The sequence below is a fragment of the Nitrincola alkalisediminis genome (genome assembly GCF_009821115.1).
Taxonomy (GTDB): Bacteria; Pseudomonadota; Gammaproteobacteria; order Pseudomonadales; family Balneatricaceae; genus Nitrincola; species Nitrincola alkalisediminis.
In genome coordinates this window covers 130,768-147,062 of the sequence record NZ_VYTY01000005.1, presented here as the reverse complement: position 1 = coordinate 147,062, position 16,295 = coordinate 130,768, and the positions used below count along the sequence as shown (strand labels likewise).

The 16,295-nt window shown below is 45.9% G+C and carries 15 protein-coding genes; 6 read left to right on the top strand and 9 right to left on the bottom strand.

Translation table 11 applies throughout. From position 1 onward, the window contains the following. Nucleotides 1-12: 12 nt before the first annotated feature. Both F5971_RS09705 and F5971_RS09700 read right to left on the bottom strand, forming a co-directional pair. Complete coding sequence (locus tag F5971_RS09705) at nucleotides 13-1,161, bottom strand: ABC transporter substrate-binding protein (protein ID WP_036513404.1); 1,149 nt, start codon at nucleotides 1,159-1,161, stop codon at nucleotides 13-15. Between the two features lie 3 nt (nucleotides 1,162-1,164). Continuing rightward, nucleotides 1,165-2,232 carry an ABC transporter ATP-binding protein gene (locus F5971_RS09700; RefSeq protein WP_051514595.1) on the bottom strand — a complete coding sequence of 356 codons (1,068 nt, stop codon included), beginning with the start codon at nucleotides 2,230-2,232 and terminating at the stop codon, nucleotides 1,165-1,167. Between the two features lie 168 nt (nucleotides 2,233-2,400). On the opposite strand from F5971_RS09700, the gene F5971_RS09695 reads away from it, so the two are divergent. From F5971_RS09695 to chrA, 4 genes are read left to right on the top strand one after another with little or no spacing between them, the layout of a single operon-like run. Further along, nucleotides 2,401-3,183, top strand: coding sequence for a ribonuclease Z (locus tag F5971_RS09695; RefSeq protein ID WP_193494855.1), 783 nt, complete (start codon nucleotides 2,401-2,403; stop codon nucleotides 3,181-3,183). Next, a complete protein-coding gene (locus tag F5971_RS09690; RefSeq protein ID WP_193494854.1) occupies nucleotides 3,176-4,201 on the top strand; it encodes a LacI family DNA-binding transcriptional regulator in 1,026 nt (341 codons plus the stop codon). Before F5971_RS09695 ends, F5971_RS09690 begins: the two co-directional genes overlap by 8 nt. 7 nt (nucleotides 4,202-4,208) lie before the next feature. Next, a complete protein-coding gene (locus F5971_RS09685; RefSeq protein ID WP_112159156.1) occupies nucleotides 4,209-4,994 on the top strand; it encodes an inositol monophosphatase family protein in 786 nt (261 codons plus the stop codon). A 41-nt stretch (nucleotides 4,995-5,035) separates the two neighbouring features. After that, nucleotides 5,036-6,241 carry a chromate efflux transporter gene (gene chrA / locus F5971_RS09680; protein WP_193494853.1) on the top strand — a complete coding sequence of 402 codons (1,206 nt, stop codon included), beginning with the start codon at nucleotides 5,036-5,038 and terminating at the stop codon, nucleotides 6,239-6,241. 98 nt (nucleotides 6,242-6,339) lie between these two features. Here the strand turns inward: chrA and F5971_RS09675 are convergent, their stop codons facing one another. After that, nucleotides 6,340-7,455 carry an SLC13 family permease gene (locus F5971_RS09675; protein WP_246187787.1) on the bottom strand — a complete coding sequence of 372 codons (1,116 nt, stop codon included), beginning with the start codon at nucleotides 7,453-7,455 and terminating at the stop codon, nucleotides 6,340-6,342. Nucleotides 7,456-7,504: 49 nt separating this feature from the next. Further along, nucleotides 7,505-8,668 carry an alpha-hydroxy acid oxidase gene (locus F5971_RS09670; RefSeq protein WP_193494852.1) on the bottom strand — a complete coding sequence of 388 codons (1,164 nt, stop codon included), beginning with the start codon at nucleotides 8,666-8,668 and terminating at the stop codon, nucleotides 7,505-7,507. A gap of 150 nt (nucleotides 8,669-8,818) precedes the next feature. On the opposite strand from F5971_RS09670, the gene F5971_RS09665 reads away from it, so the two are divergent. Continuing rightward, on the top strand, nucleotides 8,819-9,718 hold the full coding sequence (locus F5971_RS09665; protein WP_193494851.1) for a LysR family transcriptional regulator: 900 nt from the start codon (nucleotides 8,819-8,821) through the stop codon (nucleotides 9,716-9,718). A gap of 82 nt (nucleotides 9,719-9,800) precedes the next feature. Here the strand turns inward: F5971_RS09665 and F5971_RS09660 are convergent, their stop codons facing one another. Genes F5971_RS09660 through F5971_RS09650 form a run of 3 tightly spaced genes read right to left on the bottom strand, consistent with a single transcriptional unit; the run spans nucleotide 9,801 to nucleotide 13,931 of the window. Continuing rightward, nucleotides 9,801-11,744 (bottom strand): tripartite tricarboxylate transporter permease, encoded by a 1,944-nt coding sequence (locus F5971_RS09660; protein WP_193494850.1) that lies wholly within the window; start codon nucleotides 11,742-11,744, stop codon nucleotides 9,801-9,803. A 31-nt stretch (nucleotides 11,745-11,775) separates the two neighbouring features. Then, entirely contained in the window at nucleotides 11,776-12,846 is a 1,071-nt protein-coding gene (locus F5971_RS09655) for a type 2 periplasmic-binding domain-containing protein (RefSeq protein ID WP_193494849.1), read from the bottom strand. A gap of 26 nt (nucleotides 12,847-12,872) precedes the next feature. Then, on the bottom strand, nucleotides 12,873-13,931 hold the full coding sequence (locus tag F5971_RS09650) for a 4-oxalomesaconate tautomerase (RefSeq protein WP_193494848.1): 1,059 nt from the start codon (nucleotides 13,929-13,931) through the stop codon (nucleotides 12,873-12,875). Nucleotides 13,932-14,041: 110 nt separating this feature from the next. On the opposite strand from F5971_RS09650, the gene F5971_RS09645 reads away from it, so the two are divergent. Further along, entirely contained in the window at nucleotides 14,042-14,935 is an 894-nt protein-coding gene (locus F5971_RS09645) for a LysR family transcriptional regulator (protein WP_193494847.1), read from the top strand. 52 nt (nucleotides 14,936-14,987) lie between these two features. On the opposite strand, the gene F5971_RS09640 is transcribed toward F5971_RS09645, so the two are convergent. Both F5971_RS09640 and hexR read right to left on the bottom strand, forming a co-directional pair. After that, nucleotides 14,988-15,191, bottom strand: a complete 204-nt coding sequence (locus F5971_RS09640; protein WP_193494846.1) for a PA3496 family putative envelope integrity protein — start codon at nucleotides 15,189-15,191, stop codon at nucleotides 14,988-14,990. 187 nt (nucleotides 15,192-15,378) lie between these two features. After that, nucleotides 15,379-16,269 carry a transcriptional regulator HexR gene (gene hexR / locus F5971_RS09635; protein WP_036513452.1) on the bottom strand — a complete coding sequence of 297 codons (891 nt, stop codon included), beginning with the start codon at nucleotides 16,267-16,269 and terminating at the stop codon, nucleotides 15,379-15,381. Nucleotides 16,270-16,295: the final 26 nt, after the last annotated feature.

The window sequence follows — 16,295 nt, the reverse complement described above, 5'->3', positions numbered from 1 at the left end:
TAGGGCTTGTTATTAATTGGATACCTGACGCTCGTAGCCTTCCTGGATCGCATCAAAGTAAGGGGCGATCGGGAAGCTCTTACCGAAATTGGCAAGATCGTCTGGTGTGATCTCAACAAACAGCTTGTTCCAACTCTCGGTGTCGAGTTCAGGTTGAACAAACTCAGCATCAATGCCGGGGTACCAGTTAAATTGCTTCACAATACCTTCCGCTTGAACCTCAGGACTGGTTGCCAACTCAATAAAGGCACGTGCAAGCTCAGGATTTTTGGCTTTATCCGGTGTGACGTAATACATCGGCTGACCAGGCATTCCTGGGGCAATCAGCGCAAGCTTTAACGAAGGTGGAATCTTTTCATCGGCTTGCCAGCTGTAAAACATATCCACCCATACTGGGCCCATGAAAATTTCACCACGGCTGAGCATGTCTAAGGTGCCTGCATTACCGGGTGTAAAGGTTACGTTCTTGTTGAACTCTTTTAGCTTGGCAAAGGCATCCTCCCAAGAAGCTTCAAGGCTCTGGTCATAAGGAGCACTGGACAAACGTTCAGCATCGGTGCCATAGGCATAGATCCAACCTGTTACGAAGCTGACACCCGACATACCGTTCTTGATGCCGTTATAACCAAAGGCTTTTGGATGTTGCTGTGTCCATTCCACTAGCTCATCGTAGGATGTGGGCGGATTGGCAATGAAATCGCTGTTGTAGGCAAGAGCAGTTTGACTGTGGAACATGGGCATGACATAGCCATCGACATCTGTACCTAACGCATTCTTTGCGGTATCACGTGTCACCAATTTACCTGTACTGATGTCATCACGGAACGCAGCCAATAAGCCTTGCTCGACCATATCGCCACCGGTTTTTTGATGAACAACGGCCACATCCAGATCCCACGTCTCTCGACCACTTTTTTGTTGAGCGCTGAGTTTTTCCATGATTTTATGAGAGCCCGCATCACCAGGACCTGTGCCCACTACGTTGACTTTGACATCTGGATGCATCGCTTCAAACTTAGGTGCTAAGTAGGTTTTGACATAGTCGACCATATTTTGGCTTCCGGCGGTCGCAACATTAAGCACGGTTTGGGCATGGGCGTTTGCCCCAAACTGCGTTACACACACCATCGCTAAAACAGAGAGTTTCGTTTTGAAAAACATAATTTATCCTCGTAGGTTTGATTGAAAAGCATTGGATGTTTCGTGCGTTGCAAGATCAAACACGTGCAGTGCCTGAGGTGGAACAAATAAGGACACCTGTGATGCGATAGGCCAGCATTCGCGAGAGTCGGCTTGTAAAACCTGTTCACCAGAGCGGACGGTATGGCGGTATTGCTGCCCTAAAAACGCGGTTTGCTCGACTAGACCGGATAGCGTTAGGCCTGCCTCATTCTTACTGTTAGAGAACGCCTGCACTTGAGTGGCGGAACTTCGAAAATACAGGGCAAATGTTTGGGCTGTTGAGCGATTGGGTAAGTGTAACTGTACGTTTGGTTCCGAAGTTTTATAGATAATGCAATTATCAGCGCCCATAAAATCGGCAACGAAAGGGGTTTCGGGTTGTTGATAAATATCTTCGGGGGTACCGAGTTGTTCAATGCGACCTTGGTTAAGCACCGCGACACGGTCTGCCATGACTAAGGCTTCTTCCTGATCATGGGTGACGATCAGCGAGGTGAACCCTAATTTCTTTTGTAAAGCTTTTAGTTCGTGGCGAACGCTAAGGCGAACTTTGGCGTCTAGATTTGATAAGGGTTCGTCCAATACCAGTACGTCCGGCTCAACGGCTAAGGCCCGGGCCAGTGCCACACGTTGACGTTGCCCCCCAGATAGGTTGGTTACTTTTTCGTTTTCAAACCCCTCTAAGTTAACAATGCTCAGCAGATCCAATACGCGTTTGTGTGCTTGAGCCTTTGGGATTTTGCGTACCTTTAAACCATAACTAATGTTTTGTGCGACGCTCATGTGTGGCCACAAGGCATAGCTTTGAAACACCATGGTGATATTGCGACGCTCTGCAGGAAGCTGCGTAATCTCGTGTCCAGCGATATGCACTTCGCCTGATTGCGTGGGCACAAAACCGCATATCGCATTTAATAAAGTGGTTTTCCCGCATCCAGAGGGTCCCAATAAAGCAATCATCTCACCTTTTTGCACTTGTAAATTGATGCCATGCAAAATGGTTTTATCGCCATAACCCACTTGTAGTTGTCGTATATCTAGGTGTGCCATCGATTAAATCCACTATCAAATTGCAAAAAAATGCACTAATTTGTATAAATGAACACGTGTTCATCGAGTTGTAAAAAAAATGCAACTTAGTGTCGACATTATGTGTGTCTACTTTGTCGCCTATGTGTGACAGTTTCATTAAGCAAAAAAGAAATTTTCTGGGGTGTTATGAAAATCGACGTAATTGGCAGTGGCAGCGCATTTTCTTTAACGCGCAATACCTCTTCTATTCTGGTAACGGACAAGCATGATCAACGCTGGCTCATCGATTGTGGTCCTACGGTGCCTCGTGCGTTGTGGCAGCGCGCGCTTGATGTGAACGACATCGATGTGCTGTATTTCACTCATATCCACCCAGACCACTGTGCAGGATTGCCGGTTTTACTCAATCGCTGGAAAAGTTTTGGGCGTCGTAAACCGCTGATTATTTATTGCCAGGCGCAGCAGCGTGAATCCCTCCAACAGCTTGTCTCTCTAGCAACCTGGCCTGTACCTCACATCTGTTTTGACATCGACTGGCGGGATAGCCAAGCGCAATGGCAATGGCAGCAATGGCACTTATCCACAGCCGCGACTCAACATGAAATGTCTAACTTATCCTTGCGCATTGAAGCCGATGGACAGGCGCTTTTTTACAGTGGAGATGGTCGTCCAACCGAGGCCAGTCAGGCGTTAATGCAGGGCTGCGATCTAGCGTTTCAGGAGTGCGCCGTTTCAACGCCCTTATCAAAAGAGGCTTCTCATGGCGATGTTGTGAGTTGTTTAGCGCTGCAGCAATCGCTTTCCTTGCCAGTATTAGGGCTTTATCACTGTTACGATGAAGAAATCCCTCATATAGAGGCTCAGATTACAGGGAATCCTCAGGTGTTCTTATCCTATGACGGCCTACGCTTGGATTTAGATCTTGGTGTTCCACTGGACAAGCTGGTACAAGGGCGTTGCCATGAGTAAGCCTCATAAAAGCATTACCGCCCAAGACGTCGCCGATCATGCCGGAGTGTCGCGTGCGGTGGTGTCTCGCGCCTTAAGTGACAAGGGCAGTATCGCCCCCGAAACCAAGACAAAGGTCATTGCGGCGGCTAGGGAGCTGGGCTATCAAGTCAATTTCCTTGCGCAAGGTTTAAACCGTAAGCGCAGCCAGTTAATTGGTGTCGTTGTTGCACGCATTAAAGATCCGTTTCGCAGCAGTTTGCTGGAAGGGTTGATTCACATGATTCAGCGCCGTGGCTATCAAGCATTGGTAACAGAAGTGAACTCAGACAAAGAGTTAGAAGCGACCATGCGTCAGTTTACTCAGTTTCGCGTGTCTGGCGTGATTGTCACATCCGGTCAACCGCCAGCGACGCTTGTAAACGAATGTGTTCAATTCAAAATCCCAGTCGTGGGCATTAATCGTGAATTGGATATCCCATTGGTTGATTTTGTTTGCTCAGACAATCAGCAAGGGGCTGTATTGGCGACGGATCACTTTCTAAAGTGGGGGTGTCATCGCTTTGCTTGGTTAAATTACGCGGGCTCCACTTGGGCCGGGGTGCAACGTGGTTTGGCATTTGAGCAAGCGCTTGAGAGCGCCAAAGTTGGGCCACATTCTGTTCAACAGGTTATCGCAGAGCAGGATGGATACGAAGGCGGTGAAGCGGCTGCGCTCGCGTTCGATCTTAGTCAGGGGTTACCTCAGGGCATTTTCTGTGCAAATGCCCAATTGGCCTGTGGTTTCTTAGATGGTATGCGCCAGCGAGGGTTTGATGCGCCTAAGGATTTTCATTTAATCGGCTTTGATAACACCCCTCAGACAGCCCAGTACAGCTACCGATTGACCACACTTAATCAAGATATTCCCGCCTTGTGTTCTGAAGCGCTCAATTGTCTTGAAAGCCGAAATAAATCGCCTAATCAAGCGGCACGTTTGATAAAGGTTCCCGTTTCTCTGGTCGTACGTTATACCAGCCCTGTTATTAATCTAGGATAATTTTTCTATGCGGATCGAAGCCGAAACCTTACAAAACATTATAGACACAATTGTTGAAATCGGTCAGCAAGCTCAGGTGATCCGTGATGAGGGTCTAAACATCACCACTAAAGCTGATCAGGATTTTGTCTCACAAGCCGATATTCTTGTTGAAAACGCGCTGCAAAACTACTTGGCGCAAGCGTTTCCAAACTCTGGCTTTTTAGGCGAAGAAAGCGGTGTAAAAGAGGGAAAAGACGGTATTTGGGTGATCGATCCGATTGATGGCACCACCAACTTTACGCTGGGCATGGACTATTGGTGTATCTCGGTGGCGTATGTTGTGAAGAATGTTATCCAATTGGGCATCGTGTATGCGCCTGACCGGGATGAACTGTTTATTGCTCAGAAAGGCAAAGGAGCGACTCTAAATGGAGCAACACTCAAGATTGTGGAGCCACTGCCTGAGCGCGTGGTAGTCGGGCTTGGGCGCTCAAATCGTCATCCACTGAATCACTATTTAAACACGCTTGAGCACCTGATTATTGAAGAAAATATCGAATATCGTCGCTTTGGTGCTGGCGCTTTAATGCTGTGCCACGTGGCATCTGGACAGGTACATGGGTATTTTGAAGCCCATTTGAATAGTTGGGATGCCTTAGCGGGGTTATTGATTTGTCAGGAAGCCGGTGCTGCAAGCAATGACTTTATGGCAAATAATGGACTATACGAAGGGAATACCCTTTGGGTTGCGGCTAGCGGCGTTTGGCAGCGCCTGTCAAACTATTTCGATGTCAAAAAAGTGTCTCTATAATCAGTTAGCCTGATTGATTTTATAAGGTTCAAGGAGTCTGTATGCGCGAAACTCACGAAACAAATCAGAGCGCTTGGTCTGTTTTTCTGATTTTTCTTCGATTGGGGTTAACCTCGTTTGGCGGGCCGATTGCTCATCTTGGTTATTTTCGAGAGGAGTTTGTGACCCGAAGACAATGGTTGTCTGAGCGCAGCTATGCAGACTTAGTTGCCTTGTGCCAGTTTTTGCCAGGACCTGCCAGTAGTCAGGTTGGCATTGCCATCGGCTTATCTAGGGCGGGTTATAGCGGCGCGTTGGCGGCCTGGACCGGGTTCACCTTGCCTTCAGCCCTGGCTCTGATTCTATTTGCGTTGGGTATCGCCAGCTATGAAGAGGCGATGCCGCATGGCGTCTTGCAGGGGTTAAAAGTGGTTGCCGTTGCTATCGTGGCTCAGGCCGTCTGGGGGATGGCACGTAGTCTTTGTCCGGATGTTCAGCGCATCACGTTGATGGTGGCAGCGACCTGCTTTGTCTTGCTGATTCCCTCTGTCTGGGGACAAGTGGGGGTCATTGTGTTAGCCGGTATTCTAGGCCTTTTTCTGTTTAAGGCCCAAGAGCAAGCGGATCATGATCCTTTGCCACTTGTTATCTCTGCGCGTGCTGGGGGTGTCTGGTTAGGCCTTTTTGTCATTCTGTTGTTTGGACTGCCACTACTGGCCAGTGTGTACTCGAACCAAACCCTTGCCCTTGTGGATGCTTTTTACCGATCAGGCTCATTGGTGTTTGGTGGCGGTCATGTGGTATTACCCTTGTTGCAAGCCGAAGTTGTTCCCAGTGGCTGGGTTGACCCCGACGCCTTTATTGCAGGCTACGGGGCAGCGCAAGCGGTACCGGGCCCCTTGTTTACCTTTTCGGCATTTCTGGGTGCCTCAATGAATGAGGGGCCGACAGGGGTGTGGGGCGGCTTGATTGCGCTCTTGGCTATTTTTATTCCTTCATTTCTCTTAGTCCTCGGTGCACTTCCGTTTTGGGAAAGCCTACGCCGCAATGTGCGGATGCAAGCAGCACTCTTGGGTATTAATGCAGGGGTTGTGGGATTGCTGCTCGCGGCACTTTATCAACCTGTCTGGACCAGCGCCATTCAAGGCCCTCAAGACTTTGGTTTGGCGTTAGTTGCCTTGGTTGCGCTGATGTTTTGGAAATGCCCTGCTTGGTTGGTGGTGATAGGGGGGGCAGTCGTTGGCGCTTTCTTAGGTGTCGTTGTTTAGCCGTTTGCCTTCCTAACGACTGTATGGATGCGGCCACGCAAAGCGTCAAAGCCGAGTTGATCAGTGCTAAGTGTGGTGGAATTATCGATACTGATTCATTAAAAAAACCATGGTGCTAAAAAAAATGCTCCCAAAGAGCTGAGCAATAACACTGGAATTGACCAAACATGGAAGTGTAACCCCAGGCCTTTTTGCTTGCTTAAGCGCAGTGCGATGAGATTCGCTAGAGAACCTATGGCAAGCCCAAATCCCCCAACATTAGCGCCCCAAGCCAGCTTGTATCCATCCTGAGTAAATTCAGACAAGAAAAGGGTTGCGGGTACGTTTGAAATCATCTGTGAGAGAATAATTGCTGCTGTGATCTCATGCCCAGGGAGGTCAATAAGATATTGTGCGACCACGGCCATGATAGGCAATTTGGCGAGTAGACCTAGCACAATAAACATCAAAATAAAGATGAGAATAATCTGCCAGTCCACGCTCCATAAAATCTTGCGCCAGCCTGTTAAAAAAACAATCAACACTGCGCTGACACCAATCATCACATAGTTCCACTCGACCAAGATCAGAAAGATAGGGTAGCTGAGCAAGGAGAGGTAAAAGAGTGGCAATAACAGGGGAGCGCTTGTGTGGCAACCATCTAACTCAACGCGTTCATTTTTAAAAGCAAATATCGCAAGTAGCAGAACAACCAATAACATCCACAGAGAAATGGGCAGCATCATGGTTAAAAAGGACATAAAACTGTCATTGCTGAGTTGCCAAAGGTACAGATTTTGTGGATTACCGATGGGGCTCGCGGCTGAACCTGCATTGACGGCCAATGCCTCGAAAATGACTAACTTTCCGACTGGTATTTTGGCAACTCGATTAAGCCCAAGCGTGAGTGGAACAACAATGAACAGCGCAACATCATTGGTTATGACCGCTGACAATAAAGCCGAAAAAATGACGATGGCGACCGCTAACTTTCGCTCCGTATGCATGTGAGTGAGCAAAAACAACCCTGCGCGGGTGAGCGCACCGCTGTCTTCAAGGCCTCGACTTAAAACGATTAACCCCACCAGTATTGCAATCGTATTCCACTCGACCAGTTGAGGTAAGTCTTTTAGGTAGCCGGGCATCATGGCGATTAACACCACAAAACCGATCATCAGAGACAGAAGTAATAAATCTTCGGTTAACCGAGAATAAATATAACGTATGAGTTTCAAGGTATTAATGTCTCAGTAAGGTGTAGGTTCTGCATTAAATGATCTCTATTCAGTAGTGCTCCCGTCGAGCAAGATACTCTTTGGAGAGTTGAGCCAAGTCTGTGACGCCTAGTAAGCCCATATCCCGATCTACTTCGTCCATAATGAGTTTAAGCGCATGCGCGACGCCAGCGTGTCCGGCAATGGTGGCCGCATAATTAAAGGGTCGTCCAATTAAGACACCCTTAGCACCCAGCGCGATGGCTTTGAGTGCATCCGTCCCGCGTCGCACACCGCTGTCGAGCAGTATCTCCATCCTCTGCGTAGCCGCCGCAATCTCGGGCAATACGTCCAAGGGAGCGATACTGCCATCCAGTTGTCGTCCACCGTGATTGGACAGAATAATGCCATCAACGCCTATCTGTTGTGCTTTCAGGGCATCCTCAACATGCAGAATACCCTTGATCACCAGCTCACCTCGCCACTGTTGACGAATTTGAGTGATGTGATCCCAGGTTAAATGGCCGCGGTCTGAAAAGTCCCTTAACACATTGCGAGACATAATTGGTGCACCACGTGTGGCGTAATTATTTTCAAAATGCGGCATGCCATGGCGTATCAAGGTTTGAAAAAAAGTATTAATCAACCAACGAGGGTGGCTAATACCTTGCCAAGCGAGCGATAGAGAAGGGCGCAGAGGTGTGGAAAAGCCTGAGCGAATATTGTTTTCGCGATTGGCGGCAACGGGCATATCCACGGTAATCACCAGTGTTTTAACCTTGGCCTGTGCGACGCGTTGAATTAAGGCATCAATCTGTTCTTGGTGACCGGGTAAATAGGCTTGGAACCAGGTTCCAGGTGCGGCTTCCATAACCTCCTCAAGACGAATAAGTGAAGACCCACTCATGATACAGAGCGCGCCCGCGGCCTTCGCCGCTTCAGCAAGGACAACATCGCCTCGATAGCTGGTTAAGGCTGCAATCCCCATAGGGGCAATTCCGACCGGTGTCGTGTAGCGCGTGCCAAACAACTCCATTGACGTGTCACGTTTAGACACATCGACTAAAAACCGGGGTTTGAAAGCGTACTGTGCAAACGAATGGCGATTGGCATGTAAGGACTGATTGTCTTCAACAGCGCCTGAAACGTATCCGTACAGTGGTTTTGGCAGCTGGCGTTTGGCAGCAGCTTCAAAATCCTGCAGTGATAAGAACTCGTGTAAGGAACGTGGCATGCCTAAATCTCCCAAGCGATCTAAATAAAAAGCGATCTAAATAAGAACTGGTGTAAAGATATGAGCATCAGTCTACGAAATGTAAAATTGTTTAAAAAGCGAATAATATCGATGCTATTATTTCGATTTTATTCAACAGTAAAGGTGCATATGACGTTTAAACAGCTGGAAGCCTTTTATTGGGCAGCGTCTTGCAACAACTTTTCGGTGGCTGCCACGCGCTTGAATATATCGGTGTCATCTTTATCCAAGCGAATTTCTGAGCTAGAGGGCTTGTTAAATGCAGAGCTATTTTCCCGTTCAGCCCGTCATGCGGTCCTGACCCCCTTTGGTAAGGAGCTATTGCCCTACGCCCTCAATGTCTTGCGCAGTGCTGATCAGTTCCAACAACAGGCGACCAAAGCAATTACCTTATCCGGTCGCTGCCGTTTTGGCGTTGGTGAATTGACGTCTTTAACCTGGCTACCCAAGATGATTGCAAGGATTCAGCAGCGACATCCAGATCTTCGTGTTGAAACCACGGTAGCCGTGGGTCAGCAACTTGAGGAGGAGCTTGAAGCAGGGGAGTTAGATTTTGCGATCATTGCCGGTCCTTCCACGCGAAGTGTCATTGCCTCGTACATTATAGGTGAGGCCAATTTCGAGTGGGTGATGGCCGCAACACGCAAGGATCAGGAGAGTGAGATGCGTCCTGAGTCGTTAGTGAGTGAGCGCTTAGTAACCTTGCCAAGAGGAGCAGGCACCGTGCGCATTTTAGATGACTGGTTAACGCAGTATCAAGTGACGCCTGCTCAACACCTTTTCTGTGAAAATTTAGGTGCTTTAGCGGGCATGATTCAACAGGGGTTGGCCGTTGGATTTTTACCTTCTGCTTGGGCTGAGTCTTTGATTCGGCGTGGCGATTTGATCAGACTGCAGCACTTTCCAAAGTTAAGACCCTTATCCTATGCGTTTCAATGGCGGCGAGATGACTCGCGTCTCTTGATCCAGCAACTACGGACGATTGCACAGGACAGTATTCATTTTGATCAGTCTGTGTGTTGGGGATGATACATTCCTCTCCTGCAAACGATAAAAGGGCGTGAGCACGGATGCACTCACACCCTTTTTGAACTCATGAGAGTATATAGGACTAATTAATAAGCAATATCTTGTACAAATATGGATCTATTATCCCTTCTGGATAATAAACATTCATTTGTATCTTCATGACTGTTAAAAAAGCTACGAAACCGACAACAATCAATATGATCTTTTTAGCTTTAACTTCGGAAAGATAATGTAAAAATAGCGCTATAAAGATAATTGATGAGGCGATAAACCCAATGTAATAGTAAGCTAAAGATACAAATAAGAAGGCCGTAATGTAGATAATTTCCTTTTTAAAGTACATCTTAGACTCACTACCCATCAATGAAAGTTTGCAAGAGGCAAAAATTCCGATAATCGAAATTACCGTGATTGATAACGCGACAAGAGGAAATGCTTTAGTCAGCTTAGTGCTCTCGTAGATGCTAAAAAATGAAAATGCACAAAATGCAATGGTTAACATGATAATCATGATATCCAACACTTCAACTTTTTCTTTTTCTGTAGGAATAGACGTTGTATCTTTTTTAGAGCGTATTTTTTTGATAATCGGCAATAGAAAACTAATCAGAATTAAAGAGCCAATAATGAGAACGCCAGGCCTATCAATCCAGTTAAATCCATGAAACTGAATACTCTGGAAAAAATAGTTTTCTGCACCCGGTGCCAGTACAAAACCGATTAGAAACGCAGGTCTTGACCAACCGGAGAGTTTCATCAGAATACCAATCGCGCCAATGACACAGAGTACAACTAAGTCAGCCACATTATTTGTAGCCTGATAAGCTGCAAACAGTATGATTGACAGCAGAATAGGTGCCATATTACTGAATGGGATGCGCGTTAGCATCGAAACAGGCGAGGCCATGGTTAAGCAGAGCAGCGCCCCGAGTATATTGGCTAACGCAAGAGACCATACGATGGTATAGGTAAGGCTAAGATTAGCATCGACCATCGAAATCCCAGGCTGAATACCGAGTAACAGCATCCCCCCTAAAAATACCGCCGCTGTACCTGAACCCGGAACGCCAAATAGAATTGTTGGAATCATGCTGCCACTGGCGCAGGCATTGTTGGCTGACTCAGGTGCAATGACGCCACGGATGTCGCCATGACCAAATTGAGAGTTATCTTTACTTGATTGTTTTGCGAACCCGTAGGTCATCCAATCGACTACAGAGCCTGCTAAGCCGGGTATAGCTCCGACTAAGCTACCAAAAACAGAGCATTTACCGACCAATGGTAGATTGGAAAATACATCTTTTATCCCTGTAATCCAGCCTTGTCCTAATGACACAGATTTACTGGATATAGACTTGTTCTTGATCAGTAAGTCGATGATTTCGGGTAGAGCAAAAATACCTAATCCAATGATTACGAGGGGGATGCCATCATATAGGTAATCAATCCCCATCGTCATTCGAAACTCACCTGTTGCTGGCGCTGAACCGATGGTTCCAATTAAGAGCCCAATACCGCAGGCGGCTAAGCCTTTAAAAATATTGCCACCCGATAAGGTGGCGACGACACTTAACCCCAGCAGAGTTAGCATAAAGAGTTCGGCTGATGAGAACGCAAGGACAAGTGGTCGTGCGACCACGATAAAAATGCTGAGTATTAGAGCGCCGACAAGGCCTCCCAGCAAGGATGAGGTGAAAGCCGCGGATAAAGCGCGAGCGGCCATGCCTTTTTTCGCAAGAGGGAAACCATCCATAACGGTCGCTTGTGATGCACTAGAGCCGGGAATTCCCATCAGAACAGATGCAAATGTATCCCCTGTTGGGATCACAGCAATTAACCCCATCAACATACCTAAGCCGACACTAGGATCCATGCCGTATAAGAAGGGTAAAAGCAGTGACATCCCAGCAATACCGCCAAGACCTGGAATGATTCCAACAATAAGGCCAATAACAACGCCCATTAGCAAATGGCTAAAATGGGCGAAAGTTAATATTTGGCCGAGTGCGTCTACTAAATCAATCATGAGTTATAGTGCTCCCGGTTTTTTATAATAGTTATTCAATCGTTACATTGTACTTAGACTTTAACCAATCTTTAACCCAGGAATGTAACTCAGGCGTCATTGCAATGGCTTGTTCTAAATGTGCTCCAGCAAGCTCCCCAAGAATATTTTCGTAGGGACCAATTTGCTCCATAGCATCATTTTTAAAGTCAGGATCCTCAACCATCTTTGTTAAGGCTTCCAATAGTTTAGTTTTTACACTTTCAGGAGCTTTGCTGGGAATGAGTATAGCTTTTTGTAGCGCAAAACCTGCCGTCATAAATTTATTATAGGCTTCGTATTGGAGGCCAGAAGGCTCCTCTCCTTTACTTAACGTATAAAACTCTTCAAAGGTTGGAATGTCTGGGAAAGCCGGGTCTCTGATTGTTTTTCCAGACTCATCCAAAATACCTAATGAAAATAAAGGAATGGCTTTGCCATCATTGACTAAACCAGCTACGGAGTTTATGTAAGCGGATGTAGTTTGGAAATCAATTTTCGACTCACCTCTTTCAAACGCTAAACGACCTTCACCACGGCTCGTCATCCCAAATACAGCGCGAACATTAAGACCGAGCATATCGAGCGCTATTAAGACCGGGAGCTCAAGCTGTGTAGGGCCCTGAGCTGCAAAGGGTAAAACGACATCTTGAATTTTATGTAAGTCCTCTGCAGAGGTTACATTGAATTCAGGTTGAATATAAACAACGCCACCTGTTGGAGACGCCATTAAAGGAGTCCATTTATCAAAGCTGTATCTGACACGAGAGTCTCCCAACATTAACGGAAAAATGGTGGAGGCGGAGATACCAATGATATTACTACCGTTTTCTCGTGCTCTCTGATAAAAAAGGTTCGTACCTGTGATCGATCCACCCCCTGGAACATTTTTGATAATGAATGTTGTGGGTGTATCAAGTTGCTTTGATAGGTGAGGTGAAATGAATCTGGCCCATACATCGGTGCCACCTCCGACTCCAAAGGGAATGGTCCACTCAATATTAGAGGGAACCTCTTGTGAAAAAGAAGGTGAGCTTATTAAAGAAAAGGTTGCAACAAGGCCTGCTATAATTATTTTTTTCATTTTAGATTTCCTGGTTTTTTCTGTTATTATGGAAGGTAAATTGTTCCGGTCAAAATTTTGCGTGCCGTTCTGATTAAACTGACAGATTCGGGTTTTCCATCTCGAATTTTAACGGATAGGTCAATTTTTCCAGAAGGATGCTCAATGGTTATCTCATTATCATCTCCTATATTTTTATTTTCAATTAAGTTAGAGCTTACAGTATTTTCCATCGCATACGAGGTGGATATAGCAATACTGCCCGTGACGGCTAAGGATTTATGACACGAGTTTGGTACAAAGTACCGTGCGCAAATATTGCCCCCATCTTTTGGTTTAGCAACGATGACGGGTTTAGGGATCACTTTATCTGTTACATCTCCCAGGCCCATTAAAATACCCGCTTGAATTCTAATGGACTCTAGTTTTTCCATGAAAATTAAATCGTTGTCTAGTTCGGATGGTTGCTCATAACCTGTTTTTTCAACATCCTTTGCATTTATAATAATGCAAGGTGTTGCAGCATCGATACATGTCACAGGAACGCCATCAATAATATCGATTGATTTTCCTGTTGGAAAAAGCTTCCCTGTTTTAGCACCCGCTACATCAAAGAATGTTAATTTAATAGGAGCCGCTGAGTTAGGAACGCCACTGATAAATGTGTCACCTGTATAAACAACCTCGCCATTCGCTGTCTTTACGTCTGCATGAATGATTTTATTTGTGTTTAGGTTTCGTATTCTAACACAGGTGATATTATCTTGTGGTGTTACTAAGCCATTATCTATTGCAAAGGGACCTACGGCCGATAGCATATTCCCGCAATTCGGTGAGAAGTCTACCTTTAAATCACGCGTGCCAACCTGTGCAAATAAATAATCAACATCAGCATTTTCATCAGATGAGGGTCCCACCATCGCTACTTTACTCGTTAAGCTGTAGCCTCCACCAATTCCATCAATTTGAAGTTCATGCCCAGAACCCATAATTTCCCGTAAAAGATCCGCGCATTCCTCTATGGAGCTAGGCATCTCATCTAACTTTAGGATTGGCCCTTTCGAAGTACCGCCTCTCATTAAAGTACATGAAATCGTTTTAGTCATTTTAGTGGCTCGATGTTTAGTTGTTTACACGGCCATAATTTCATAAAGTTGATTTTTGCATCAAATGAAAATATAATCGGCAATTGATAACAATTTTGCAATAATAATCAATGCATCAAATAGAATTCAAAGACTTAGCCATATTTATTCGAATAGCTGATAGTGGTAATTTTCATGAAGCCGCTCAGTTTGTTCACTTGTCACAACCGGCTCTGAGTCGACGTATGCAACGCTTAGAGTCGTTACTTGGTACAGCTTTATTTGAGCGAACGACTCGGAAAACATGGCTAACGCCTGCGGGCAGAGAGTTTTTACCTAAAGCACGTCGAATGTTGGAAGACTTTGAACTATCTGTGTTAGGTATTAAAGATATGGCCAGTCACCAAAAAGGTAAGGTGACAATTGCCTGTATACCGACAGCCGCTTTTTATTTTTTGCCAACGGTCATCAGTAACTTCAACCAAAAATATCCAGGAATTAGAATTAAAATTTTGGATGTAAGTGCGAATGAAGGCCTAGAGTGTGTGATTCGAGGGGATGCGGATTTTGGGATTAATATGGCAATTGCTCAGTACCCAGAGGTCAGTTTTACGCCATTACTTGACGACCCTTTTGTACTCTGTCTCAGAAGAGATCATCCATTATCAGAAAAAAAAACCATTTTGTGGAAAGACCTTGAACCCTATAAATTGATTACTGTAAGTAAAGACAGCGGTAATAGAATACTGCTCAATACAGCATTAGTAGAGAGAAACGTTCAGCTTAATGGTTTTTATGAGGTCCAACACTTATCGACCTCATTAGGATTGGTCGAGATGGGGTTAGGTATTGCAGTGGTACCGAGACTTGCCTTACCTGTGAATGAAAGTAATATGCTTACGTTTCGATATATTACGGATTTACCTTTAAAGAGAGTCATTGGCGTTGTCAAACGAACGTCAACAAGTGTAGCCCCCTCTGCCGATCTGTTTATAAATATGTTGCTGGATAAATGGATAACCTAAAACATATGAGACAAGTCCTTAATCACTTGTCTCACAAATTCAAAGTACTTAATTAACCTTCAAACCAGCTTTCTTGATCCGTAAAGGCGGCAAGTTCAAGTTCTTCTCGTCGTTTTTCAATGGCTCGACGTGCCTCCAATAAGCGTTTAGAAGCAAGCTTCTTACGCATGTTTGTTTGTTCAACATCGTACCCAATCAGCAGGTCGAATACTTCCGTTTGAATTGGCGATAGATCCTGTTCACTACGTATCAGCATAATGACCACTCCGATCTGAATTATCAGACTCACGGGCGTCGGCCTAGGATGCCTCGCCCGGCTCCAAAGGTTGTCACAGATCAATTATTAACCGATTTTAGGGCTGAGATCAATTGCAAACGGTTAATTTTTGATCTACGGACTGATCATATAGAGGGAAAATGACAGAATAATGACGTTTTATGGCTTAATCGGTTAAATCGTTTTGACGACGTGTCGGCAGTAGACGGTCGTTCTGCCGCAAACTGCGTAAGCTTCGTTTGATGGTCTTTAAATGGTCAAACAAGCTAGGGCCCAACTTCATGGCCACGCCCACGGCTAAAATATCAATGACGACCAAATGCACCACACGAGACGACATTAAGGTGCTGAGATCTTTATCTTCTTCGACGTCAACGTGGATTGGAATCGTGGCGAGCTCTGCTAAGGGAGTGGTGCCTGGACACAGAGTAATCACGGTTGCGCCCGTCTCTCTGACTAACTTCACCGTATGGAGCAAGTCTTTCGTGCGGCCGGTTTGTGAAATGGCAACGACCACATCACCTTGACGCAGCGTGACCGCCGAAATGGTTTGCATGTGCGGGTCGGAGTAGGCGGCAGCCGAGACCATCAGTCGATAAAACTTATGCTGAGCATCCGAGCAAACGGGTGCTGATGCACCAAACCCATAGAACTCAACACGATTGGCTTTGGCGAGCGCATCGATGGCTTCTTCTAGGGTTTCTGGATCAAGCTGTTCGCGAATGTTAATCAGGTTGCCAATCATCGAGTCAAAAATCTTTTGCTTGAACTCGATAACGGTGTCTTTGGTGTCTAACGAGAATTTTTCAAAACTGGTGTTGCTCGCCAACCCTTGCGCTAACGTCAGTTTAAAGTCTTGAAAACCATCATAGTTGAGTGCCCGACAAAAACGGACAACGGTGGGTTCGCTCACGTTGGCTTCAGAAGCTAAATCCACAATTCGCATATGAATGACGTCATTGGGGTTTGCTAACACATAGTCAGCCACTTTTTGCTCAGATTTACGCAGTTTTTCACGCGACTCTGCAATCGATTTAAGAAGATTGAAGGGGTTCAACTCTGGTTCCTGTCGGAGCAATTGGT